Consider the following 24,315-nt stretch of genomic DNA (forward strand, 5'->3'; position numbering starts at 1 on the left):
CATCAGATAAAAATCCGCGGTTACCGAATTGAATTGGAAGAGATCATCTCGGCGATGTTAAGCTTTGAAGGTTTACAGCAAAGTGTAGTGGTAGGATTGGAAATCGATGGCGAGAAACATCTGGCAGGTTATTATACCGGAGAAGAGGTAGAAAGCAATTCGCTGAGAAAACACTTAGCAGGCTGTCTGCCGGAATACATGATTCCAACATATCTGACCGGTATCGAAAAATTCCCTTTAACACCAAACGGAAAAATAGACAAACGTGCCTTACCCAACCCAACAGAAGGAATCGTAAGGGAATATGTCGCAGCGACCAATGAAACCGAACGCGTCTTAATCTCGATTTGGGAAGAAGTAATCGGAAAAGAACAAATCGGAATCAAAGACAACTTTTTCGAACTCGGTGGCCATTCCTTGAAAGGAATTCAGATTGTATCCAGAATTTATAAGATTCTTTCGAAGAGAATAGAATTAAAAAATATTTTCATGTATCCCGTATTGGGTGATTTGGCAAACCTGATTATCAATGAAGATTTTGAGGAATACACGCCAATAACAAAAACGGCAGAACAGGAATATTATCCGCCATCCTACCCGCAGAAGCGTATCTGGATATTAGAAAAATTTGAAGCCTCGGGAGAAGTATACAACATGCCTAATACGTTTTGGCTGACCGGAAATCTCGATAGAGAGATCTTAAAACGAACTTTTGAAACCATCATAGAACGACATGAAGTTTTCAGAACGGTTTTCGTAGAAACGATGGAAGAACCACGTCAGAAAATTGTACCGTTTAAAGACATTGATTTTGATATTGATTTTGTTGATTTAAGAAACGAGGAGGAACCAAAAAGTTTTGCCGTCGCGTTGGCACAAAATGCTTCTCAGGAAATATTTGACCTCGGAGAAGATCTTCTGGTAAAAGTAAGTTTATACCAAACGGCTGATGATGAATACCTGTTCTTATTTAATATTCATCATATTATAGGAGACGAGTGGTCTTTACAAATTTTAAACAAAGAAATCATTGCCATATACAATGCCTATTCTAAAGGAGAAGAGCATCAGTTACCGGTATTAAATATCCAGTACAAAGACTTTGCAACGTGGCAGCAGAAGGAACTGAGTGGAGAAAATTTACAACGTCACAAAGACTACTGGAACGAAAAAATGGGAGGTGATTTAGTGCCACTGGACATCACTACCGATTTGGTACGCCCATTGTCCCGTAAATTTAACGGAGACCGACTGTACTTTACCATAGATGCTGAAACCACTAAAAAATTCCAAAAATTACTGGCCAAAGAAAACAGTACTTTATTCATGGGATTATTAACCCTGGTCAAAGCAATGATGATTCGCTACACAGGAAACGAAGAACTGATCATTGGAACAGCCATTACAGGAAGAAGTCATACGGACTTAGAAGATCAGATCGGATTCTACTCCAATACCTTGGCATTTAAAAGCCAGTATAAGGAAAAAGATTCCTTCTTAAGCTACCTGCAAACGGTAAAAACTACGGTTCTGGAAGCATTTGACCATAGAATTTATCCATTCGATAAATTAGTCGATGACTTAAAATTAGTACGGGATTTAAGCAGATCACTCTTGATCGATATCATGGTGGTATTACAGGATGCCAACGCAGATAACGAAAGTATACTGACGTTAAACGGAATGAACATTGCAGAAACGAATGTGCGAATGCCTATTAGTAAATTCGATTTATCGTATTATTTCAGAGAGCGTGACGGAGAATTAATCATGACCATTGAATACGATACCGATATATTTTTTAAAGATCGAATTGAAAAAATGGGAAGCCATGTGATGCAATTGTTAGCTTCCATCGTAGAGAATCCAATTGAAGAAATTTACGAATTGAATTATCTTCAAAAAGAAGAAAAACAGGTACTGTTATCAAAATTTGCCGGAAAAGGAACGATCAATATTCCGGATGAAACCCTTAGTGAATTATTTGAAAAACAAGTAATCATAAACGGGGATCGCACAGCAGTAGTGGACGGTGTTTATGAAATGACCTACAAAGAGCTGAACGAAAAAGCCAATCAGTTAGCGCAATACCTGAAAAATACTTACGATGCAAAACCGGAAGATGTAATCGGAATTATTGCCGAACACAATCAATGGCTGGTTATCAGTATTCTCGCCGTTGCAAAAACCGGAGCGGCCTATTTACCGATGAATTCAAAATCGCCAATAGACCGTATCAATTATCAACTGGAAGATGCCGGTGTTAAATTGGTATTGACCGATTATTTTGAAGAAAAATTAAAAGCAGAAACTTTCAAAGTGCCTCAGGAATGGTATCAGTTGGAACACTATCCGGTTACCAACTTTAAAAACAAGGCCAATACCAGTAACCTGGCGTATGTAATATACACCTCCGGTTCAACAGGAAAACCAAAAGGCGTAATGATTGAACAGGCAGGATTAATAAACCTTTGTGAATGGCATACAGCCTACTATGGACTAACGCACAAAAGCAGGGTCAGTATGTTTGCCAGTATCAGTTTTGATGCCAGTGTTTGGGAATTCTGGCCGGCAATATTACAAGGAGCTGCCGTATATATGGCTGCTGAAAAACAAGAAACCGGTTTTGATAATCTGATCGACTGGATTCATGAAAAAGAAATCGATCAGGTATTCCTGCCAACAGCTGCCTGTAAATTCCTGATACAGTCCGGAAAAGAAATTAATCCGAACATAAAAATTCTGACAGGAGGAGACACACTAGGAAATTTAGGTAAAGTTCCTTTTACGCTTTATAACAACTACGGCCCGACAGAAGCTGTTGTGGTGAGTACGGTTTATAAAGTAGATAAAGCACACGAAGACAAACAAGTACCCATTGGAAAACCAATAGACAATAAAGTAATTTACATATTGGATGCTAAGCTTAATCCGCTTCCGGTAGGTTTTGAAGGCGAACTGTATATTGGAGGAGCCGGTATAGCAAGAGGATATATCAACAAAGAAGAATTGACAAATGCGGCATTCATTCCGAATCCGTTTGGAGAAGGACGTTTATACAAAACGGGAGATGTAGGGAAATGGCTCGAAGACGGAAACATCGAATTTATAGGGCGAAATGATGCACAGGTAAACATCCGCGGACTTCGTATAGAATTAGGCGAAATAGAAAGCAACCTGCTGTCACATCCGTTAATACATCAAGTATTGATAAGTGTACACGCAGTGGAGGAAGATGAATACCTAATCGCGTATTTTATCTCTGATGAAGTACTCGAAAAGAACGATCTCAAAGAATATCTGAGAGACTTCCTGCCGGCCTATATGATTCCGGAACATTTTATTCAGTTAGATAAATTCCCGCTTACGCTGAATGGAAAAATGGATAAAAAAGCATTACCGATGCCAACGGAAATCTCTAAATTCAGATACGTAGCACCAAGAAATGAAAATGAAGTCAGAATGGTCGAAATCTGGAAAAAAATTCTGGAGCGTGAAGAAGTAGGTATCGAGGATAACTTTTTTGAGATTGGCGGACATTCGATGAAAGCACTTCAGATGGTTTCCAGAGTAAATGCTGAAATGGATTTAAGAATAAATCTTGGAAACGTTATCATTGCCCCATACATCAAAGATCTGGTAGAATTAATAAACAATTACCAGCGTGATTTCAATAACATAATTACCCTGTCCGATAGTGCAGAAAAAGAAGAAGATGCCTTTTTCTTCCCGCCGTTAATGGGAACTTCATTAGCTTATATGGGAATTGTAAAAATGCTGAAAAACGACTTTAATTGTTACGGAATTCAGGATAATGGCTTTGATTTTGACGAACCGTTTGATAAAAACCTGGAAGACAAAGCCTGGAATTTTGCACGACAAATCATGAAAGACCGTTCACAAGGAAAGCTGACCTTAGTTGGTTTCTCGTTAGGAGCAAGCTTAGCGTTTGAAACGGCCAGAATATTAGAAGACAAAGGATTTGAAACACGCTTAATCCTGATCGACAGAAATATTAGCCGAAGAAAACCAAAACTAACCGACGAAGTGAAAAAAGCGAATGAAAATGAGCTGCGTTATTTAGAAGGGTGGTTAAGTGGTTTTGAATACAACGAAGAGCAGATCAACCGTATCCGAAAATTGTGGAGAAACAACATTGAACTCAATAACAAATACAAACAAAGAGGGAAAGTAAAAGGAGATATTATAGCATTCAAAGCCAAAAATAATATCAGTAACAAATTCCTGAACATGAAAGAATGGGAAAAATTCACAACAGGAAAATTTGACCATGTCTACCTTCAGGGAAATCACTATGACGCCATTCAGTTAACAAAGAATATCGAAATCATAGCTCAGGAGTTATTAGGCGCTGCAATTCAGTCATAAACCAATCACTTATTTAATAATATATTTTGTCTGCTGCAATAGCGGATCAGATAACTACGATCAAAACTATTCCTATGAAAAATGAAAAAGTATATCTAAAACCCAATGTCATTTTAGAGCCATTAATAGATAAATGGTATGCTTGGACACATTTAATTTATCCGCCCACGGCAGCGATGAATATAAAATCGAGGCATTTAAAAATCATGAATTCCTATGTGCAGGCCCCGAATATTCATATGGCTGCAACGCGAAACCCTAAAATGCTGGGCGGTCCTTTTATGAATTACGAGTCCAACAGGAAAGAAGAGGTGCAGGGACTTATTACACATGCTTTTGAAGAACGAAAGCCAATGTTTGAGCTCGCAGAAGCGATTCATGAACTGACCCGTTTATTAAAAAAACACGGAAACGGACACTCCCTTGAACCGCTGTACGAAAAAGTACCGGAAATCCTGAAAGGCTACGTAGAACTCAATTACGATCTTAACGGAAATCCTTCCTTTCGGATATTTGAAAGTCTGATGTACAAAAGTGAATATTACAATACAGACACACAGAGTATTACGCTTTGGTTAACTGAAAATGATGAACGCCCTTTCGTATTGAGTACGGCAAGACTGCCTGAAAAAAATTGCCTGGAAATCAACATTCCCTTTGCACACGAAGCCATTGATAAAATGTGCAGCATGCGTAACGAAGCAGATACGCTGGAAAACCTGATCAGAGATTTCAGGATCAGTGAAGATCAGAAAGAACTGTTTGAATCGTTTTTTACAACAGAAAAACCAATAAAATATCAAAAATACACGGGAGATAAAATCAGGATGCGTTACTATGGTCATGCCTGTATCTTAATCGAAACCAAAGACATTTCGATATTGGTAGATCCGGTAATCAGCTATTACGGCTATCAAAACGAAGTAAACAGATATTCGATGCAGGACCTGCCGGATGAAATTGATTACGTACTGATAACACACAATCATCAGGATCATATCCTTTTTGAAACCATGCTGAGTTTACGCCATATGGTCAAAAATATTATAGTCCCGAAAGGTACCACGGGAAATCTTCAGGATCCGAACTTAAAAATCATGCTGCAAACCATTGGTTTTAAAAATGTGATCGAGTTACAGGATATGGAAACCATTGAAGACAAAGAATGCAAAATAACCGGAATCCCTTTCCTTGGAGAACATGGTGATTTAGATATTCAGGCAAAAATTTGTTACCACGTCAACATAGGAACGAATTCAATGATATTTATGGCAGACTCCTGTAATATCGAACCGAAACTCTATGATTTGGTGGCCAGGCAGGTGGGCGACATAGACGTTATCTTTTTAGGAATGGAATGTGACGGCGCTCCTTTTTCCTGGGTTTACGGCCCCTTAATCGAAGGAGAAGTTGACCGGGACATGGATAATGGCAGACGACTTGCCGGATCCAACTTCGAAAGAGGAAAAGGGCTGGTCAAATCATTTAAGCCAAAAGAACTCTATGTGTACGCTATGGGATTAGAGCCCTGGGTAGAATTTATCAGCAGCGTTCGTTTCGATGAAGCAGCACATCCGATAATCGCATCCAACAACCTGATCAGCCACTGTGCAGAAAATAATATCAAGGCCGAACGCCTGTACGGAGAAAAGGAATTACACTACGAAATTGACTAATAATTAAGTAACCAAATAAAAAAAACTTGAAAAAATGAAAACATTATCATTACACGAAGACATACTGGTAGAGGAAAACAAATATCCAATGACAATCACCTTTAAAGACGGCAGCATGGATAAATTTTTAGCTTACTACGAAGAAAATAAGGAATTTATTGAAGATCGATTAAGAAATGTAGGTGCCATTCACGTAGTGGGAATTAACATTGATAACGTAGATAAATTCGGGACTTTAATGAAAAATTTATGCCCGAAAGCGCCGGACTTTCTGGATGGTAACTCCTCAAGAGGAAAATACTCCTCCAATGTATACAATGCTTCCGAATACGACGAAGCTTCAATTGTAAGGCTGCATACCGAATTTTCATACTCCAATGTATATCCTAAGAAAATATTTTTCTGTTGCCAGAACCCGGCAGCAACCGGAGGACAAACTACTGTTGGGGATTGCAAAAAAGCATTGGAATTAATAGAGCCGGAAGTAGTAAAAGCTTTTGATGAAAAAGAAATTCTCTATATCCGAAACTTACATTCCGGAGGCGGTTTAGGACCATCCTGGCAGGAAGCGTTTGAAACAGAAGACAAAAACTTTATGGAAGAATACTGTAAAGAAAATGGTATAGAAGTAAGCTGGAAAGCAAACGGAATTGTACGATTAACACAGCGCAGACCAGCCATCAGGAAACATCCGGTGACAGGAGACCGTTTGTGGTTCAATCAGGTAGATCAATTTTTTCCGGCTATTTATGGAGAGGAAATTTATGAAACCCTGTTAGAAATCAACGGCGGAGAAAAAGATGCCCTGCCGATGTTTTCCCGTTTTGCAGACGGAACAGAAATCAAGAAAGAATACATTGAAAATATAATTAAAGTACTGGACGACATTACTATACCAGTTCCGTGGCAAAAAGGAGATTTGTTAATGGTAGACAATATGACTGCCTTACATGGAAGATTACCCTTTACGGGCCCTCGAAAAATTTTAGCCTCGATGGGATAATCCGGGATCAAAAACAGATAATCGGATGCGCGATATCTTAAACCCGGGTTTTAAATGGTACTAGAAAATAATTATAATTAAATAAAGTAAAAATGGAAAAATTTAAATCATATACATTAGGTCAACTTGATAAAATACCTCAATTAAGCGGACTTAGTGAAGAGCAGATAGAAGAAATTAAAATTGTCAGCTCCATATATCCTTTCAAAACCAATAACTACGTATTGGAAAAACTCATCGATTGGAACAACATTCCGGATGACCCGATTTTCAGGCTCAATTTTCCGCACAAGGAAATGTTGCTAACAGAAGATTTTGAGCAGCTAAAGCAGATCAGGGCTACGGGTACTGATGAAGAAATTAAGGAAGTGATTTACAATATCCGAATGAGATTAAATCCGCATCCTGCAGGACAGGTAGATTTGAACAGCGCGTATATCAATGACGATAAACTGGAAGGAATCCAGCATAAATACAGGGATATTCTGCTTTTTTTTCCTAGTCAGAGTCAGACCTGTCATGCATATTGTACTTTTTGTTTCCGATGGCCGCAATTTATAAATGATCTGGATTTTAAAATTCAGTCCAAAGAAATTGGCCCGCTTTTAGAATACCTGCATGAAAACCCACAGATTTCAGAAGTACTGTTTACCGGAGGAGATCCAATGATTATGAATTCCCGTGTATTGGATTCTTATATAGAACCATTACTCAAAGTAGACAGCATAAAAACCATACGTATAGGAACAAAAGCGTTGAGTTACTGGCCATACAAATTTACGACAGATGAAGACGCAGAAGGAATGCTGAACGTATTGGCAAAAGTGACCAAAGCAGGAAAACATCTGGGTTTTATGGCACATTTTAATCATCCGGTAGAGTTAGAACCGCCTGTAGTAAAAGAAGCTATCGATAACCTGATAAAAATTGGCGCCACGATCAGAACACAATCTCCGTTATTGAGATTTATCAATAACAGCCCGGAAACATGGACGAAAATGTGGGAAAAACAAGTACAGCTGAATTGTATTCCTTACTATATGTTTTTGCCAAGAGACACGGGAGCACAGCATTATTTTGCAGAAACCTTAGAAAGGGCACATGAAATTTATACAGAGGCCATACGAAATTGTACCGGTTTAGCCTCTACGGCAAAAGGGCCTGTAATGTCCATGACCCACGGAAAAGTAGAAATTTTAGGGGTTAAAGATGACCTGTACACCTTACGTTACGTGAAGCACAGAGATGACAGCAAAACATTTAAAGTGTTCACAGCGCAGTCTATCAGTCCAAAACCAATGTGGATTGGTGATTTACAGGAAATAAAATCAGAAATAATGAATTATTAATTTAAATCTCAGTTCTATGAAAAAGCAATGCCAAAACACAGAACTGAGATTATTACGGCTCTTGAAGCCTCAGTAAAAAGAAGGAAATGATTATTGCTAAAAAGCAGTAAAATTTAATAGTATAAAAGAATGGATAAAAAAATCTCTAAAAAGAAGTGGACCTATAAAAAAATAAGTTACGTCGCAATCGGTACTTTCTTTGCAATTTTTGTAGTGTATTTTCTGGTAGCCTATCAAAATAAATCTACGTTAAAAATAGATCCCTCAAAAGTTGCATTTTCAAATGTTGAACAAGGCGATTTTCAGGAATATATCGTTCAGCAGGGAGAAGTAGTGTCCGGAAGAACCTATTTTTTAGATGCGGTTGAAGGTGGAAATATCACCAAAATCTTCAAGGAAAGCGGTGTTCAGATCAAAAAAGGCGATAAGATTGTGGAGTTGGAAAACATCAATCTCAGGCTTAGCGTTTTGGGTCAGGAGAATTCGTTAAGTGAGCAAATCAACAGGATTCGTACGACGAGGCTTGAATTAGATCAAAACTTTTTAGCCAATAAACAACAGTTAGCTCAGATTGAAAATCAACTGCAGATTTTAAAACCACAGTTTAGAAGAGATAGCATATTATTTAAAAAGCAATTGATTTCAAAACAGGTTTTTGAAAGAACAGAAGCAGATTACAGATACAACATCAAAAGAAAAGTTTTTACACTCAAAGCGTTTGAAAGTGATTCTGTTTCCCGTGCCGTACAAATAAGACAATTGCACACTTCAGAATTAAGCATGATGGAAAACCTGGACGGCGTTCGGAAAATCCTGGATTACCTGACCATAAGAGCACCAATTGACGGACAACTAACGTCGCCACAGCTGCAGGAAGGCCAGAACATTAACAAAGGAGAACGTATTGGCCAGGTCGATATTACGGGGGTTTATAAAGTAAGAGTGCCCATAGACGAATTGTATCTCTCAAAAATCAAACAGGGACTTCGTGCCACTACCGAAATTGCCAATAAAACCTACGAACTGCAAATTACCTACGTCTATCCCAATATCAAAGACGGAAGATTTGATGTAGACATGCAGTTTATGAAAACCATTCCAAAAGACATTACAAGAGGACAGTCACTGCGTTTAAAAATTGATTTAGGAAATCCTTCAATTGCCACGTTAATTCCGGTTGGCGGATTTTATCAGAGTACCGGAGGAAACTGGATTTACGTAGCAGACGGGACCAATAAGGCTGTAAAAAGGCAAATTAAATTAGGAAGGCGAAATGTGGCAAACTACGAAGTCATCGAAGGACTGAATCCGGGAGATCGCGTTATTATTTCCTCTTACAGCACTTTTGGAGATAATGAAGAATTAGTATGGTAACTGAATTATTAAAACAGAACAAAAAAGACATGATAAAGCTAAATAAATTATTAAAAGTATATACGAGCGAAGACATCGAAACCACAGCCGTAAACGAAATAAGTTTAAACATTAAAAAAGGAGAATTTATAGCCATAATGGGCCCCAGCGGATGCGGGAAATCATCCTTACTGAACATTCTTGGTTTGCTGGATAATGCTTCCGGCGGAGAATATTGGTTTGGAGATGAAGAGGTAGTCAAATATGTAGAAAAGGACAGAGCCAATCTGAGAAAAGGAAACATCGGATTTGTTTTCCAGAGTTTCAACCTTATAGACGAATTAACGGTATACGAAAACGTGGAATTACCGCTTCTCTACCTGAAAATGACAAGTGCCGAACGTGCTGAAAAAATAAATCAGGGGCTGGAACGAATGGGAATTATGCACAGAAAAGGCCATTTCCCGCAACAGCTCTCAGGAGGGCAGCAGCAAAGGGTGGCTATTGCAAGGGCAATTGTAACCAATCCAAAAGTAATTCTTGCCGATGAGCCAACGGGGAATCTTGATTCTGCAAACGGAATAGAGGTCATGAACTTATTAAAGGAATTAAACCAGTCCGGAACAACGATCGTAATGGTAACGCACTCGCCGGAAGATGCCAAATATGCAGATCGCATCATTAACTTACTGGATGGCAAAATAGTAACGGAAAACATTAATCAGCCACGAGAACTAAAACTTACTATTAATAATGAATAAGCTATGTTTTTTAATTCTATTTCTAATAAACAGTTTCGCTCTGACGGCACAGGAAAAACTGAGTCTGGATCAGGCGTTAAAACTGGCATTAGAAAATAATGTAGAGATTGCTAAAAATAAAAATGACGAAGCCAGTACCAAATATGATAAAAAAAGAGCCTATTTTTCCCTGTTGCCAAGTGTAAACGGTTTCGGAAATGTATTCGAATCCACCGGAACCAATTTTGATCAGTTGACCGGAATGTTACGAACAGAAACTGGACAGTATGTAAACGGATCTGTAACGGCAAGCTGGGATATTTTGAATGTGGCCAATAAACTTTCCGATCTGAAGCTTTCCAATTCCAATTATGAAAGTCAGAAAGCGCAATTGGCCTACACAAAAGAATTCATACTGTTAAAAGTAGTAGGAAGATATCTGGAAACCCTGCAGGCAATGAAACAAGACGTGATTTTCAATAAGTTTTGTGATGTGCAGGAAGAACAACTCAGAAGAACTGATGAACTCATAAAAGTGGGGTCCTTGCCCGGACAGGATTTTTATACGCAAAATGCAGAATGGAGCCGTTTAAAATCCCTGAGAGAAGACAATCTCAATGTGATGAATGCCAAGAAAAACGAATTGATCCTGCTTTTACGATTAGATCCGTCCAAAGAAACACAACTGGACAGTATTCTCGGAGAAGGATTGTTTAAAGGTAAAATGAACATTGACAGTCTGTATCAAAAAGCATTGGTGAGCCGTAAAGATTACCAGCAAATTGAAGCAAAATCAATGGTAAAAAAGTATGAATTGGCTTTACAGCGCTCTAAATTTATTCCTTCGGTCTCTATTTACTATGACTATGGTTCGCGATATTCCTCCTTTCAGACCAGAAGATTTAACGATCAGTTTTATAAGGACAATATCACGACAACTATTGGACTTTCTGTTCAGGTTCCCATATTCAACGGATTGCAGACCAGAAATGTGGTGTACAAAGCCAGACAGGATTTTAAGAATGCCGAACTCGATGTCGTACAAACCAAAAGTAATATCTATGTGGAGTTGAAAAACTTAATGTCTACCATTGCTGCAAACGAAAAAAAGGTAACCTACAGACAAGACCAGACAGAATCAGCCAGCAGAGCTTATGAACTGGAAAAAGAACGTTACTATCTGGGACAGGGAAGCCCTCTTGACTTAGGGGTAGCACAACGAAACTATGTAGAAGCTTCCTTATCCTTAAACCAAATTAATTATCAGTTGATTTATAACCGGTTTGAACTTCTTTTTTATACCGGAGATATTATTTCTTTGGTGCAATAGCAGGCAGGATATGTCAAAGTAAATCAGTCGTTTTTAATCCACACCTCTTAATGTGAAAATAAATTTTAAATGAAAACACAAAAAATAATACCCCTCTTATTTTTCTTCTCCATCCTGTTGTGTAACGCCAATAATCCGGCCATAATATCAAACCTGAAAGGGACTATAGATGAGAAAAATCATAAGGTAACCATCGTTTATGATCTTTCAGATAAAGAAGAGAATCAGATAGAGGTGTGGTTAAAACTCACCGATGAAAAGGGTCTTAGCTATACAATAAACAAAAATAATACAGAAGGAGACATCGGATTTCCGGTAGCCACCGGCAAAAAAAGAAGAATTATATGGACCTATGACAAGAATACCTTTAATCCTAAAAAATGCAGCATAAAGCTGGTAGCAGATGACCAATACAAAATAGAAATCACACAGCTCCTTAAAGAAGTCGATACGGTTCGTATGATAAAAGATTTGCAGTATGTTATGGGAGAACGTAATAGCAGCAATAGTAAATCGGAAGAACACTTAAGAAGTGTGGGAGAGTATCTTAAAAATTCTTTTAAAGACAACGGTCTAAATGCTTATTATGATACCTTTAAAATTTCCAATTCAGAACTTAATCAAATTTCGAATGCCAAAACAGGGTCTAACGAGATCGTTCCGGCAGGTGACAAAAAACACAATGTAAAAAATGTGGTAGGCAGCATAGCGGGGCAGAGTGAAGAAGCAGAAACGTTTATTTTATCAGCGCATTACGACTCCTATCCGGGCAGTTTAGGAATGGATGATAATGGTTCCGGTATAATTGGTCTTCTAGAAGCCATGCGGATCCTTTCCCAATATAACTTTGCCCATACGATAAAATTTATGGCATTTGACAAAGAAGAAGACGGCCTGATAGGAAGTCTTTCGTATGTTTTTGCAGGAGGTATAAAAAAATCGGAAAAAATTGGCGGTGTCATCAATTTCGACATGATCGGCATTTCTTCCGATAAACCCGGATCACAGATCGTACCGGAAGGATTTGATCAATTGTATCCTGAAGTCTGCAAAGAAGTAGCAAAGAATCAATACAAGGGAGATTTTGTAATAAATACGTCTAATGAAAATTCGACAAAGTTGAGCGAATCTTTTATAAACTCAGGAAAAAAGTATGTGGAAGAGTTGAAAATAGTATCGCTCCTTGTAGAAGGTAATGGTGAAAGCACACCTTCATTGGCAGAAAGTGATCATGCCAGCTTTTGGTACAATAAAAATCCGGCTTTACATATCGGTGAAGGAGGAGCAACCAGAAATCCGAACCTTCATACCATCAAAGATAGCAGTAGTTATTTAAAATTCAACTATAAATTTATGAGCGATATCGTCAAAACGACAATAGCCCTTTTTATGGAACTGGCTGAAGCAGAACATTATACTACTGCGTCCATTCCGCTAACCCGATAATTGGTAAAGAATAGGATACATTTACGTATTTACCGTACTTTTTAATAATGGAACTTCATAACTTACGTCATATTTCATTTTTAAAAATACAACAATGCAAATAGTAAAGAATAAAAATATGATAAGACAGTTTGGTCTTTTAACTACCATTTTCCTGACAACCTGCAGCCTGTTCGGACAGAAAGCAGACTTTGTAAAAAGCGACAAAATAACGTACCCCGTTCACAAGGCAAACGTTGGAAAAATTGCTTTCATGCGGGAGAACATTCCCATCGAAAAATTTAAGCAGTCCGACTTTTTAACAACCTATGAATTAAAAGATAAAAGTAATCTTGATATCAGGTTTTTTCTCAAAAATTCGCTGACCAACAGCCTTCATGTACTTTCTCCAAAGTCATCCGCTGAGGAACTTGTTAAAAATGGCAACTACCAATTTTCATTTTTCCTGGACGGCAAAAAGGTTTATGTGGAGAATCTGAATAACAATGCAGGAAGCAAGGAAAGTAAAAACAAGAAAAAAATGGTAAGAGTTCCGTTAATTAGTGCTGCCAATGAAGATTCGTGGGGTAAATTTCTTTGGAACAGATTTCTGGCGAATGGCGGACAGGAAGCATTGACAGACGGAGAACATCTTCTTAAAATCGAAATCAGACCTTACCTGAACACAACAGAAGTGCTGACGGGTGAAATTATTGCAGAAGGCGAGATAAAAATTATAGTTCCACAAATTATAATAGACGAGAAATTAGTAAAGGTTCAGAATATTGAACAACTTACGGACTGGCAGGTTTCAACAGAAAAAATTGATAACGTTAAGCTGGAAGAGCTCAATCGAAAAATCTTAACAAATGCCTATAAAAATATCACAAGTGTTGTTGTCATAAAAGACGGAAAGCTTTTGATTGAAGAGTATTTTAACGAAGAAAACAGAAATTCACTTCACGACACCAGATCTGTCGGAAAATCGTTTGCATCAACACTTATGGGAATCGCAATCAAAGGCGGTTATATAAAAAGCGAAGCGCAAACCCTAAAAGATTTTTACAATCTCAGCACCTTTCAAAACTATTCCCCATCAAAAGACAGTATTACATTACAAAGTTTACTCACCATGAGTTCCGCTTTCGACGGTTCTGATATGAATCAGGAATCACCGGGTAATGAAGAAAAAATGTATACCGCGGAGAATTGGGTGGACTTCACCTTAAATCTTTCCATTGACAAAACAAAAACAGCAAAGAAGCGATGGGATTACTTTACCGCCGGCGTGGTACTTTTGGGTGACATTATTCACAAATCGGTTCCAAATGGTTTAGAGAAATATGCCGACGAAAAATTATTTCAGCCACTCGGAATCACAGACTATAAATGGCAGTTGACCCCTCAAAAAGTTGCCAATACAGCAGGTAGTTTACAATTGCGTTCGCTGGACTACGCGAAGTATGGACAATTATACCAAAATAAAGGAAGCTGGAATGGTAAACAAATCCTGTCACAAGAATGGGTAACAAAAAGTTTATCCCGACAAATGGAGATAGGCGAAGGAGAATACTACGGTTACCTGTTTTGGAATAAAACTTATAAAATAAAAGACGTTGAATACGAAGTCTGCTATTCAAGCGGAAATGGCGGGAACAGAATTTTTATTTTCAAAGACAAACCAATTGTAATTGTCATCACTTCAGAAGCCTACAATACGCCATATGGAGAGAAACAGGTCGATAAAATCATGGAGGAGTATTTAATTCCGACCATCTTTTAAAGAACAAAAAAGCAAAAACAGAAAGGAATGCAAAGAAGGAGATCTATTAAGGTCTCTTTTTTTTTTGGAATAATAGGTTTACTAAAATGCGAAAATGTGAGAATGGTATAATGTGAAAATCTGAGAATGAGAAATGAGAAATGAGAAATGAGAAATGTAAGAATGTAAGACTGCGATTTTCACCTTCAAGTCACTGCGACTGCGACTGAAAACTGCAATTTAAAGGGTAAAAACAAAAAACCGGATTGAAATACTGATCATAAGTATTTCAATCCGGTTTTTTGTTTTGTACTATTTTATGGCGATAACCAGTTTTTTCTCAACTGATACCAGTTATATCACGGAACATGGTTTTTGTTTAATAGCAGCTATTATTGTATTTCCGATGCACTTAATTTGCCGGCTTTATCGTGCGAAAAAGTAGTAATCGGCCAGTAAGTCATTAGTGATTTGATCTATCTCTTGTGTCTGATTTTTTTATAATAAATTAAATTCTAAACCCCTAAAAAATGAAAGCACCTTTATTGTTCTTTTTCCTGCTGCTAACTTGTTTAGTTGTTGAGGTCACCTACGGGCAGGCCGGCATGCCGAAGAAAATTTCGGGTAAAATTCTAATAGAAGGTTCTAATGCCCTGCTTCCTCAGTCTGTTACCATCTTAAATAGCTCCAGTCAGACGACTTCGGTAACCGATGAAAAGGGAACGTTTTCAATTTTTGCAAAGGAAGGGGATGTATTGTTTTTTTCGGCAGTAAATCTGGAGGCAGTACGCCGAATAGTAACGGCAGAAGATCTTAAAGGAAATGTAGTATTTATAAAAATGGCAATCAAAAGCATTGAATTAAAAGAAGTAGCCATAAACAAACACCCCAATATAACTGCAGAAAGCATGGGTATTATTCCATACGGAATGAAAAAATATACCCCTGCCGAAAGAAAATTATATACCGCATCTTCCGGAGGAGATGCATTGCTCAATATGTTTTCCGGACGAGCCGACATGTTAGAAAAGGAATTAAAGGTCGAGGAGAAAGAGCGTTTGTATGCAAAAATCGAATACCTCTTTGAGGATAGCTATTACACAGAAAGACTGCACATTCCAAATGATTATATCAGGGATTTTAAAATCTACTGTATTGAAGATACTCAGTTTGTAAAAACATTACAGACAAAAGACAGGGACAATATCATGTTTTTAATGACAGACCTGGCACAAAAATACCTGAGAATTATAACAGGACAGTAAGAAACTTTTATTCTGTATAAAATTAAAAAAAGATAAAATTCAGCAATAACAATGACAAAATTAGTAAACAAACTAAAGCAAGTGCTTTGCATCATCATTTTTTGTAACAGCATTTTTGCTGTTGCCCAAAGTGCACAAAAAGAGCAGGACATCCTCTTTATGACGAATGGAGAAAAGAAAGAAGGCAAAATACTTTCGATAAGGGGTAATACTGTTAAATTCATTTATACAGGCGAAACTCTCGAATATGACTATGAAAAAGCAGACATTAATAAAATTATATTTGCCTCCGGCAGGACAGAAATTATAAATTATTTCGGGAATTCCGAACCCGCTGCCAGGCCATCACTCCCGTCCGAACGTAAAGGAAAAATAGCGGTACTCCCTTTTGAATTTATGTCTAATGACCCAAGTCTGGATGTGAATTTATTGGGAGAACAGCTGCAGGCAGACAGTTATCTTTCCATAAAGAAATATACCATGGGGCTGGAACTGCAGGACCCCATCACAACAAACAATTTACTGGCGAAAAACAGACTGCTGTACTCCAATTTAAAAGTGATAAGTCCCAAAGAAATGGCAGAATTATTGGGTGTTGAAATGGTGGTGTACGGAGCCGCTAATATCAGAAATTCGGGTAATTCCACGCAACAGAATGGCTTTGCCAGCGATAATGTGACGGCAACAAGTAAGAAAGACGGAAAAAGAGAAAATGCCAGTTTATATGCTACTGAATACAGTTCAAACACCGTAACAACGACCACCAATTATGATACTAAAATCAGCTTGAGTATTTTTAATGATACGGGAGCAAATGTATATGCAGTATCCAGGAATTCTTTCGGAAGTGACTTGGATGCCTACGTGGGCACAATTAATTATCTGGTGAAACGCTGTCCGTTTGGATCAAAAGCAAAACGTTGAATTTATTAATTAAGAATACTAAAAAAAAACGTTCCCTTGGGACGTTTTTTTTATGCGCTATAATTTTTAAGGATCTGTTTTTTTAAATATATAGGGTGTTTTTTAATCCTCTAAATAAGGAATTGCAGTAAGGGCAATTAGGGACATCAAGCGCTTCGGGCGCAGGGAATATTTTATAATCAATTTGAAAATAGGCTAAGAACCCATAGTATTAAAAAAATCATTTATAGCATTCACATTTTACCACATATTGCCTTAATGTGTCCAGTTATTGCATAGCTGGACAAGTGGCTTAAATACGATAGATTAAGTTATACTACAACCATACTTTTGTAAGAGTAAGTTTATCGCCAGATTAATGATGCATCATTTTAATACTTGTCAGGTATGTAAACTTCAATATGTTTAATTTTTAATATTTACAGATTATGAAAAAAGTTATTGTTTTATCAGTACTATTATTGTGTGCAACGATTGCAAAAGCTCAGGATACAGAAAAAAATGAAATAAGAGTTGGGTATAGCGATGCAACATTCATTAGGCTTGGTAATGGTTTTGCTGATGCATTTAGCACTGCCATTGTTTCGGGTCTTAGCGGAGTAAAATACAAAGACGCCAAAAATAAAACCATGGGGATGTTTGAAGCGGGTTATCGCTATACGATTAATGAGCGTCTGAAAGTTGGTGCAGATATTAGTTATCTGAAATCAGAGGACACGTTTCAGGCAAAGACTGCAAATGCCAAGAGCGTTACTCGGAACACCAATTACATCATGGGGCTGGTAACGGGTGAATTTAGTTACATCAGGACTCCTTTGCTGAATTTCTATGGTTCAGGAGGTCTGGGGATACTATCAGGAGCGACAAAAGAAACCGGAAGCTCGTACTCCAGTAATGAAGTTGGATTTGCCTACCAAATCAATCCTGCCGGTTTGAGAGTAGGTAAAAAGTTTGGCGCATTTGTAGAGGTGGGATACGGTTATAAAGGTATTGCAACGGCCGGACTTAATTATAAATTTTAGGTACTTGTAATATCATTATTGAGGAGTTTAATTATAATTCTTATAGTAAATGAGGAGCTTTTTGCTCCTCATTTATTTTATATAAAATACGCGAATGTTTTTAAATGTAGCAATTAACTATCCTTATTTTGCTTTATGTTTTTAAATGTTGTTTAGGGTTTCATACAACTTAACGGCTTATTCAAAAAGTATAATAGTTTTTTGGACAGAGAATAAATTGGTTTTCGTACTGAATTATGGGATTATTAGGGTAGGCTCTCATTACCATTTTTTATTTAAACCCGCCTTTTATTTCATGAATATGCCGCAATTAAGTTTTTGATATTTAATACCGTAGCAACTCCTTTTTCGTCTGTATACGTAATGGTTCCCGCCGTAAGGTCCTGAGAAATACCGGTTACCGTTTCAAAGTTTGGAATGATTGCAGCCAGATTGATCGTATTGGCCGTTCCCTTTTCATCCGTATAGGTCAAAATACCGCTTACAGGGTTTAAGGAAACAGAAGTCAGGGTTTCATTTTGTGAAGCACTGGCCATCCAGGCAGTTCCGTTATAGACGTATAGCTTACCGGTGTTTAAGTCCACATAGAGATCTCCCCGTAAGCCGGTTGAAACGGGAGCTCCGCTTCCGGTTTCGGGAGCTTTTAGCTTGTTCCATTTGTTATTAAACCAGTAGTAATAGCCCGGAACAATATCAGTAGTTATGGCAGTGTTAAAGACCAGTAAACTATTTACATTTCCATTACTGATGGTAACGTTATCCGTAGTTCCTGTCAAAGCAACCCGGGGAATGAGTACTCCTTTGTCAGTAGCCACAACGTCAAGCTGAGAAGAGGTATTGGGTAAAATAGTACCAATACCAAGTTGACTGAATGCGATAAAAGGGAATAGTAATAAAGGCAGTAGTAATTTTTTTTTCATGGCTCTACTTTTTAACTTTAAGAATAGTGGGTGAATGCGTAAAAAATGAATTGAAAAGCAATGAGATAATTCTTGTTAGTGATCAAATTTAAGAAAATAAATATTAAATAGATATTGTTTTATTTTTTAAATGCTTAATATTTAGTTAGATATGATATTTAGGAGCAGCAATTGTTTCATGAAACCTACCAGCTATTTAATAATAAGACACACTTATACATTAGGGCGCTAAAAAAACAAAAGAATGGATAAGGAACGGAGTAAAATTTTAATGTATTAAATAGTAATAGTGTAAAATTAAATACTCCCGATTTTTTATATTTAACCAGGAACAGCTATAGAATTGCTACAGCTCGTAATAAACTAAAATTCTAACTAGTAAATGTAATATCATGAACGGCACTAAAAAAATTATAATGACACTACTGTTTTGCTGGTCGGCAAATGCAATGCTGGCACAACAGAAAGAAAAGAACGAAAATTGTAACTATATAAAAACGGCCAGCGGATATGTAATAGTGCTGCGTGAAGGCGCTGATGTACTTGCTGCAATTGAAAATCTGGTACTGGAAAAACAGATTCCGTCAGGAAATTTTACAGGAATTGGTTTTGCGCAGGAAGTTACTTTTGGCTTTTATGATTTTAACGAAAAGAAATTTAATCCCAAAACCTTCCGTAAAGTAGAAATGGGAAGTCTGACAGGTTCTATTGCCTGGAGTGATGCAAAACCTTCCATTCATATGCACGGAGTGGTAACAGATGATCAATTTGATGCCTATGGCGGGCATATTCTGGCCTTAAAAGTAGGAACCGGTTCAATAGAAGTTTACATCACGCTTAACAAGCAGAAACTGGAACGAAAAGTAGAATTTCCATTAGGGGCCAACGTCCTTCAGCTACCGCCTTGTGTGAAATAAAACAGGACCGGATAAGCACAAAACCGTTAGCATAAGTCTGACGGTTAAGAACCTGCTTACAGCACACTCGAAATAGAAATTACATCCTTTAAAAGGAGACCATTACGATGCTCTTTTTAGTACAAATAATTCCCCTGATCTTTTCTTTCCAATGCAGTGGAAAATTCACCGTCGAGGTAATTGGATTCCGGACCCTAGCACAAAAGTTGCTCCTTTTTAGGGGGATAGACCTGCTCCATATGATTGCGTTCGTACGCTTCCATATACATGGGAGAGTCTTTGGGTATTGGTACTTGTTGCATGTTGTTGGTGTAATTAGCTGTTTTCATATAAAATGTTTTAAGAGGTATAGTTTAGAAACAATCTGATTTTTGTCTGAAGTTTTTTAACGGATTAGGATTTATTTTTGAATAAAAGAAAACCTGCCGTAAAACTTTGGAATCAAATTTAAAAAGACGCCCGCCAAAAGTTTTTATATAATTTCAGGAAATAGTTATTTAATTTTAATTTCTGTACAGCAGGAGGAGAAGATACCTCACGGTGTGTCACTCTAAATCACTCCATTAATACATCCTCCTCTTTTCCGGATATTACTTTGTTGTTTCCGGCTATTCCCTTATTTAACGCATCGTTTAAAAGTCATAACCTATTTCCCGGATCCCTGCTACTTTTGATTTCAATTTTACTGAAGGTTTTATACTTTTTAAAAGGGGAGTAAAACCATTTTGGGAAAAGTGGCATAAAAAATCAGTAAAAGAATAAAAAAAGATAAAATGAGAAAAACACACACCCTACTAACTTTCCTGATTGCGATAGTCGGTATTTTATCAGTAAATGGACAAGTTCAGCAAGAGAAACTAATTTACCATTATTCAGTAATGGATGCCATGCGCAATGGGGTTTACCAAGGCGATATCACGGTAAAAACACTTCGGGAAAAAGGAAACTTTGGTTTAGGGACTTATAACTTTCTTGATGGTGAAATGATCGTTTTGGACGGAATTTTTTACCGAATAGCCTCCAGTGGTCAGGTTACTAAAGCAGAGCCTGAACGGGAAGTTCCATTTGCTTCCTTAGTTGTATTTAGTGCCGATAAGGAATATGAAATCAGCGGTATTACAACTATAGAGATGCTTCAAAAAGAGATTCTAAGCAGGCTTCCTTCTGCCAATAAACCGTATGCCCTGCGTATTGAATGCTCTTTTGAATCCATTGTAACGGGTGGTGCAACGAAATTGGAAGAGAAAGATACTACAGGCATAGCAGAATTAATGAAAACAAGGCCTTTATACCAAAAAAAGCCTGTTTCGGGCATGATGGTTGGTTTTTATAATCCGCCTTCTTTTGCAGCTGTAGATTTATCTCCTTTTCATTTTCATTTTATTTCATACGATAAGACATTCGGAGGGCATTTGGTTTCCGGAACTTTATCATCTGCAAAAATAAAAATAAGTATAGACGAAAAACCCGGATATGAAATTGTGTTGCCGCAGCAAAACAAAAATTTTGACAAACCCTGGCCACAGCAGCAGGTTAAGAGTTCTTACTAATAAGTAAGAACAAGGGAATTATTTTTAATACAAGGAATATTGGCATCTACCGATACTACCAATACCAATTTTGAAGAACAGGCAGAAAGATGCTGCAAGGAATAAAGTACATCATACTCAGTCCGGAGAGGCTATACAAGATTGATCCTGATAAGATGTCTGTGGCAATTCTAATCGCACTAATTTAATTCAACGACGAAACAGACCCTTAAAGTTTGCGGGTAGGTTAAATTATCAGTACCATGCTCCGATAACTAATCTAAAATTTTAAACAAAAAATCTTCAATAAACTGATTGGTAAACTCGGAGTTGTTTTTGGAGGAAACATCCGTTAGTTTGGGTAAATTAACACTAAAGTACTGCTGATGATGCGAAGTCTCAATCAGCGTAGTGCTTAAGGAGCGGGGATATTTATATTTGGAATTGTACGCAGATATGACTTCTGCTATTTTCCCACACAAATCCTTATAAGGCTTAAAGACCTCATTTTTATTGATTTCCGTAACTTCCTTTACCAAATACACTTTACTGCTTTCTGCAATAACAATTTGATTCAGTAACTTTTTATTATAGTCAAATTGATTCGTGCTTTCTGCAAATTCGTGCGTCAGTAAATGCACAATTATTTTTAACCTTTCTTTTTTGTCAACGACGTTTTCCAGTTTAAACGTCACTAAAAATTCCATATAGCACCAATACCAATTCAGAATATAAAGTAAAAGCCTGTGTTTATTTTCAAAATAGCGGTAAATGGTTGCTTCCGTACTGTTTATTTCCAGGGCCAGTTTCTTAAAAGTAAATTGTTCAAAGCCCAGGTCATAAATAAGATCTATGGATTTTTTGACCATCAATTTACCTACTTCACTGCTTTCAGGATTTCGTAAGAATATCTTTTCGTTTATATCAAATTTTACTTGAAATTCCATAGGGATAACTGTTTTGGCAAATGTAGTAAAGATTTATTGTTTGATAGTAATACTATTATAAAAATTTATTTATAATAGTATTACTATCATTAAAAATAGTTTTATTACTTTTACGGGGTAATTCAAATTAAAAGCAGATGTTAATCAATACTAAAATTCCGGTTTCCTATCTTTTCAATAAAGTTAAGTATGAAATTATATTCGTATTAGTTATTGCGGTATTAGTTCATTATCTCACGACGCAGTTTGAAAATCTCATTCCGGAGATGCCCATCACAATACCGGCCTTTATCGGAACAGCCATTTCTGTTCTGCTTTCGTTCAAACTCAATCAGTCGTATGACCGTTGGTGGGAAGCCCGTAAAATCTGGGGAAGTATCGTAAATGACAGCCGTAGTTTTGTGCTGCAGCTGCAATCCTTTGTGGCCGGAGAAAATCAGAACGAAATCAGGGAAATTGCTTTCAGGCATATTGCCTGGTGTTATAGCCTGGGGCAAAGTTTACGCGATCTTAATGCTGTTGAAAATCTGGAGCACTTTATTTCTAAAGAAGACATAGCGGAAATAGAGAAACAAAGCAATAAACCATTAGCCTTATTACAGCTGAATACACTTCAGATACTGAAATTGAAAGAAAAAAGAGCCATGAGTATTTTTTCACAAATTCAGTTGAATAACACTTTAGTTAACTTTTCAAATGCTATGGGAATGGCGGAGCGTATTAAAGGCACCATTTTTCCCATCACCTATCGTATTTTTCTACATTTCTTCATCTATATTTTTATCGTTACGCTCTCGATTGCGTTAAGGGATATAGAAAGTTATTTCGAAATTCCATTGTTACTGACCATTTCAACCATGTTTTTTCTTTTGGAAAAATCGGCTACGCACATGCAGGATCCTTTTAGAAATCGTCCTACAGATACTCCGGTAACCGCGATTGCAAGAACGATTGAAATAAATATCAAACAGTTATTAAAAGAAACAGAGGTTCCAAAACCACTTCAGCCGGAAAATTTTTATTTATCATAAACTTTTAAAATCAATAAAAAATGAAAACATTAACAAAAGAAATGCAAGCTGCTATTACGCCTTCCAAAGCTTTAGAATTATTAAAGGAGGGAAACCAAAGGTTTGTGAGCAACCTGAAAATAAATCGTAATCTTTTACAGCAGGCCAATGAAACGTCAGACGGGCAGCATCCTTTTGCTGTAATCCTGAGTTGTATTGACAGCAGAACCTCTGCAGAATTAATATTTGACCAGGGACTTGGTGACGTTTTTAGTGTGCGTATTGCCGGAAATATTATCAATGAAGACATTTTAGGCAGTATGGAATTTGGCTGTAAAGTGGCGGGTTCAAAAATTATCGTAGTATTAGGACACACGAAATGCGGAGCTGTAAAAGGCGCTTGCGATCATGTTGAAATGGGGAATCTTACAGCACTGCTAACAAAAATAAGACCGGCTGTAGACGATGAGACTGAAACCAAAGAAAACCGTAATTCAGGCAATCCTGTTTTTGTGGAAAATGTATCCGTAATAAATGTGAAGCGCACCGTAAAATCAATAATGGAACGCAGTCCAATCCTGAAAGAAATGATTCAAAACGGAGAAATTGGCATTGTTGGAGGTACCCATGACATTACAACAGGGGAAGTAACATTTTATACGGAACTGTAAATTTTGTTTGTAAAAAAAGAAGCAAACATAGAAAACCTTCAAAGTCATTTGATTTTGGAGGTTTATCATTTTACATACATAGT

The 24,315-nt window shown here is 37.2% G+C and carries 18 protein-coding genes; 16 read left to right on the forward strand and 2 right to left on the reverse strand.

What is annotated here, in order from left to right:
- The 12 genes from EV142_RS19025 to EV142_RS19080 all read left to right on the forward strand — a co-directional run.
- The coding region (locus EV142_RS19025) for a non-ribosomal peptide synthetase (protein ID WP_132037431.1) at positions 1 to 4,389 on the forward strand (4,389 nt) is incomplete at its 5' end.
- A gap of 74 nt (positions 4,390 to 4,463) precedes the next feature.
- Positions 4,464 to 6,065 carry an MBL fold metallo-hydrolase gene (locus EV142_RS19030; protein WP_132037432.1) on the forward strand — a complete coding sequence of 534 codons (1,602 nt, stop codon included), beginning with the start codon at positions 4,464 to 4,466 and terminating at the stop codon, positions 6,063 to 6,065.
- 34 nt (positions 6,066 to 6,099) lie between these two features.
- Positions 6,100 to 7,068 carry a TauD/TfdA family dioxygenase gene (locus EV142_RS19035; RefSeq protein ID WP_132037433.1) on the forward strand — a complete coding sequence of 323 codons (969 nt, stop codon included), beginning with the start codon at positions 6,100 to 6,102 and terminating at the stop codon, positions 7,066 to 7,068.
- A gap of 92 nt (positions 7,069 to 7,160) precedes the next feature.
- Entirely contained in the window at positions 7,161 to 8,417 is a 1,257-nt protein-coding gene (locus tag EV142_RS19040; RefSeq protein ID WP_132037434.1) for a KamA family radical SAM protein, read from the forward strand.
- Between the two features lie 129 nt (positions 8,418 to 8,546).
- Entirely contained in the window at positions 8,547 to 9,791 is a 1,245-nt protein-coding gene (locus EV142_RS19045; protein ID WP_132037435.1) for an efflux RND transporter periplasmic adaptor subunit, read from the forward strand.
- 29 nt (positions 9,792 to 9,820) lie between these two features.
- Positions 9,821 to 10,531, forward strand: coding sequence for an ABC transporter ATP-binding protein (locus tag EV142_RS19050; RefSeq protein WP_132037436.1), 711 nt, complete (start codon positions 9,821 to 9,823; stop codon positions 10,529 to 10,531).
- Complete coding sequence (locus EV142_RS19055) at positions 10,524 to 11,840, forward strand: TolC family protein (RefSeq protein ID WP_132037437.1); 1,317 nt, start codon at positions 10,524 to 10,526, stop codon at positions 11,838 to 11,840. The genes EV142_RS19050 and EV142_RS19055 overlap by 8 nt, the downstream gene beginning before the upstream one ends.
- A 69-nt stretch (positions 11,841 to 11,909) precedes the next feature.
- Positions 11,910 to 13,286, forward strand: coding sequence for a M28 family peptidase (locus EV142_RS19060; protein ID WP_132037438.1), 1,377 nt, complete (start codon positions 11,910 to 11,912; stop codon positions 13,284 to 13,286).
- Positions 13,287 to 13,380: 94 nt separating this feature from the next.
- A complete protein-coding gene (locus EV142_RS19065; protein WP_238698775.1) occupies positions 13,381 to 15,048 on the forward strand; it encodes a serine hydrolase domain-containing protein in 1,668 nt (555 codons plus the stop codon).
- 509 nt (positions 15,049 to 15,557) lie between these two features.
- Positions 15,558 to 16,292, forward strand: coding sequence for a peptidase associated/transthyretin-like domain-containing protein (locus tag EV142_RS19070; RefSeq protein ID WP_132037439.1), 735 nt, complete (start codon positions 15,558 to 15,560; stop codon positions 16,290 to 16,292).
- A 51-nt stretch (positions 16,293 to 16,343) separates the two neighbouring features.
- A complete protein-coding gene (locus EV142_RS19075) occupies positions 16,344 to 17,216 on the forward strand; it encodes a hypothetical protein (RefSeq protein WP_132037440.1) in 873 nt (290 codons plus the stop codon).
- Positions 17,217 to 17,644: 428 nt separating this feature from the next.
- A complete protein-coding gene (locus EV142_RS19080) occupies positions 17,645 to 18,238 on the forward strand; it encodes an outer membrane beta-barrel protein (protein ID WP_132037441.1) in 594 nt (197 codons plus the stop codon).
- A gap of 293 nt (positions 18,239 to 18,531) precedes the next feature.
- Here EV142_RS19080 and EV142_RS19085 read toward each other — a convergent pair whose 3' ends face one another.
- Positions 18,532 to 19,158, reverse strand: coding sequence for a hypothetical protein (locus EV142_RS19085; RefSeq protein WP_132037442.1), 627 nt, complete (start codon positions 19,156 to 19,158; stop codon positions 18,532 to 18,534).
- A gap of 416 nt (positions 19,159 to 19,574) precedes the next feature.
- On the opposite strand from EV142_RS19085, the gene EV142_RS19090 reads away from it, so the two are divergent.
- Both EV142_RS19090 and EV142_RS19095 read left to right on the forward strand, forming a co-directional pair.
- Entirely contained in the window at positions 19,575 to 20,075 is a 501-nt protein-coding gene (locus EV142_RS19090) for a PPC domain-containing DNA-binding protein (protein ID WP_202978516.1), read from the forward strand.
- Positions 20,076 to 20,848: 773 nt separating this feature from the next.
- Positions 20,849 to 21,625 carry an acetolactate decarboxylase gene (locus EV142_RS19095; RefSeq protein ID WP_132037444.1) on the forward strand — a complete coding sequence of 259 codons (777 nt, stop codon included), beginning with the start codon at positions 20,849 to 20,851 and terminating at the stop codon, positions 21,623 to 21,625.
- A gap of 254 nt (positions 21,626 to 21,879) precedes the next feature.
- Here the strand turns inward: EV142_RS19095 and EV142_RS19100 are convergent, their stop codons facing one another.
- Positions 21,880 to 22,551: a TetR/AcrR family transcriptional regulator gene (locus EV142_RS19100; RefSeq protein WP_132037445.1), complete on the reverse strand. Its 672-nt coding sequence runs from the start codon at positions 22,549 to 22,551 to the stop codon at positions 21,880 to 21,882.
- Positions 22,552 to 22,688: 137 nt separating this feature from the next.
- On the opposite strand from EV142_RS19100, the gene EV142_RS19105 reads away from it, so the two are divergent.
- Complete coding sequence (locus EV142_RS19105) at positions 22,689 to 23,582, forward strand: bestrophin family protein (RefSeq protein ID WP_132037446.1); 894 nt, start codon at positions 22,689 to 22,691, stop codon at positions 23,580 to 23,582.
- A gap of 20 nt (positions 23,583 to 23,602) precedes the next feature.
- Positions 23,603 to 24,232: a carbonic anhydrase family protein gene (locus tag EV142_RS19110; protein WP_132037447.1), complete on the forward strand. Its 630-nt coding sequence runs from the start codon at positions 23,603 to 23,605 to the stop codon at positions 24,230 to 24,232.
- Positions 24,233 to 24,315: the final 83 nt, after the last annotated feature.

The sequence above is a fragment of the Flavobacterium circumlabens genome (assembly GCF_004345565.1).
Classification (GTDB): Bacteria; Bacteroidota; Bacteroidia; order Flavobacteriales; family Flavobacteriaceae; genus Flavobacterium; species Flavobacterium circumlabens.

Coding starts and splice junctions, on each gene's coding strand:
- EV142_RS19030 (WP_132037432.1), top strand. CDS start 4,464: ATGAAAAATGAAAAAGTATATCTAAAACCCAATGTCATTTTAGAGCCA.
- EV142_RS19035 (WP_132037433.1), top strand. CDS start 6,100: ATGAAAACATTATCATTACACGAAGACATACTGGTAGAGGAAAACAAA.
- EV142_RS19040 (WP_132037434.1), top strand. CDS start 7,161: ATGGAAAAATTTAAATCATATACATTAGGTCAACTTGATAAAATACCT.
- EV142_RS19045 (WP_132037435.1), top strand. CDS start 8,547: ATGGATAAAAAAATCTCTAAAAAGAAGTGGACCTATAAAAAAATAAGT.
- EV142_RS19050 (WP_132037436.1), top strand. CDS start 9,821: ATGATAAAGCTAAATAAATTATTAAAAGTATATACGAGCGAAGACATC.
- EV142_RS19055 (WP_132037437.1), top strand. CDS start 10,524: ATGAATAAGCTATGTTTTTTAATTCTATTTCTAATAAACAGTTTCGCT.
- EV142_RS19060 (WP_132037438.1), top strand. CDS start 11,910: ATGAAAACACAAAAAATAATACCCCTCTTATTTTTCTTCTCCATCCTG.
- EV142_RS19065 (WP_238698775.1), top strand. CDS start 13,381: ATGCAAATAGTAAAGAATAAAAATATGATAAGACAGTTTGGTCTTTTA.
- EV142_RS19070 (WP_132037439.1), top strand. CDS start 15,558: ATGAAAGCACCTTTATTGTTCTTTTTCCTGCTGCTAACTTGTTTAGTT.
- EV142_RS19075 (WP_132037440.1), top strand. CDS start 16,344: ATGACAAAATTAGTAAACAAACTAAAGCAAGTGCTTTGCATCATCATT.
- EV142_RS19080 (WP_132037441.1), top strand. CDS start 17,645: ATGAAAAAAGTTATTGTTTTATCAGTACTATTATTGTGTGCAACGATT.
- EV142_RS19085 (WP_132037442.1), bottom strand. CDS start 19,158: ATGAAAAAAAAATTACTACTGCCTTTATTACTATTCCCTTTTATCGCA.
- EV142_RS19090 (WP_202978516.1), top strand. CDS start 19,575: ATGACACTACTGTTTTGCTGGTCGGCAAATGCAATGCTGGCACAACAG.
- EV142_RS19095 (WP_132037444.1), top strand. CDS start 20,849: ATGAGAAAAACACACACCCTACTAACTTTCCTGATTGCGATAGTCGGT.
- EV142_RS19100 (WP_132037445.1), bottom strand. CDS start 22,551: ATGGAATTTCAAGTAAAATTTGATATAAACGAAAAGATATTCTTACGA.
- EV142_RS19105 (WP_132037446.1), top strand. CDS start 22,689: ATGTTAATCAATACTAAAATTCCGGTTTCCTATCTTTTCAATAAAGTT.
- EV142_RS19110 (WP_132037447.1), top strand. CDS start 23,603: ATGAAAACATTAACAAAAGAAATGCAAGCTGCTATTACGCCTTCCAAA.